We start from the raw sequence: 1,279 nt of genomic DNA on the forward strand, positions 1-1,279 counted from the left end.
TTGGCCTCGTTATCAAAGCCCCTCAAACCATAGCGTCCATCCTCTGCAATCTCAATTTTGTTCAGGGCTGTCCCATCAGCAAACTCAAAAAGCTCGATGTGCGGTCTTTCAGCGCTCCAGTTCTTGATGGTCAGAACATCGGTGATGTCACCCAGGGCTTGATTTGGCTTGGCCGGGTCAATCAGATAGAATTTCAGATCCCCAGCATCTGTAACAATCTTCAGGTCGGCAAGGGTGATGCCGTCTGTGAAACGGAGGGTGTCTGTGCCGGAGGTCTCGGTCAGGGTATCCTTGCCAAAGCCGCGGTTGATTACGTATGTGTCGTTGCCGGAACCACCCCTAAGGGTGTCATTGCCCTTTAGGCCTTCTATGAGGTCGTCCCCACCAAGACCTTGGATGTCATTATCTTGATCATTGCCGATCAGATGGTCATTGCCACTTTGGCTACCAATAACATTTTCAATCGAGATAAAGACGTCACTTTCTGCTGCTCCTGTATTGCGCGCACTATCAGTCAAACTGATGGTCAAACCAGCCTTCGAGTGAGCATAGCTGACTGTGTCATTGCCTGCTCCACCATCTAGGTGGTCACTACCTGCACTTCCATGCAGAACGTCATCGCCTTCTCCGCCATAAAGAGTGTCCCCTGCAGAGCCTCTGGCAAAGATGAAGTTGTTACTGGTCAAATCAGCCGCATCGACACCTGCAAGCAAAATCATGCCGCCGTCTGGTGCCGCAATACCAGCCCATGTGATGTTATTAAGCGTAATTCTGTTTGTTATGATCAGATCTTCAAATGATGAAACGGACGTAAGAGAACTCAGATCAACAAGATCATTGTTGACATCAAAACCGGCGTAGTGGTTGCTGCCCAGAGCCACGAGCTGCCCACCTGAAGAGGTGATTCCAACACTAGTGCTCGATACATAAAATTCTTGAGCATTCTCAATGGAGATTATGTCAACATCGCCAGTGAGTTGGCGCACTTGCTTGTCACCTTGCAGGTAAACACGGTTGCCAGCAACCTCTTCAGTGGACTCCTCGAAATGAGCATAAAGCTCATCATTGCCTCTGCCGCCACTAAGGGTGTTGGCTGCAGCATTCCCATAGAGCTTATCATTGCCATCCCCTGAGAAAGCATTCTCAATAACAGTCCCACTGCTAAAGGTGATGCTTTTGCCTGCAATGGAAGACTGATGAGTGCCACTTAAGTCAATCACCACATCACCTGAGACTGCACTTGTGTTGATGATATCAAGACCTTCAGTGTCTGTAATGA

The 1,279-nt window shown here is 48.9% G+C and carries 1 protein-coding gene; it reads right to left on the bottom strand.

Annotated features, from left to right (window positions below):
* On the bottom strand, positions 1-1,279 hold a 1,279-nt coding region (locus PPL9_RS09115), incomplete at both ends, for a M10 family metallopeptidase C-terminal domain-containing protein (protein ID WP_161831260.1).

It is taken from the genome of Pseudovibrio sp. POLY-S9 (genome assembly GCF_001431305.1).
GTDB lineage: Bacteria > Pseudomonadota > Alphaproteobacteria > Rhizobiales > Stappiaceae > Pseudovibrio.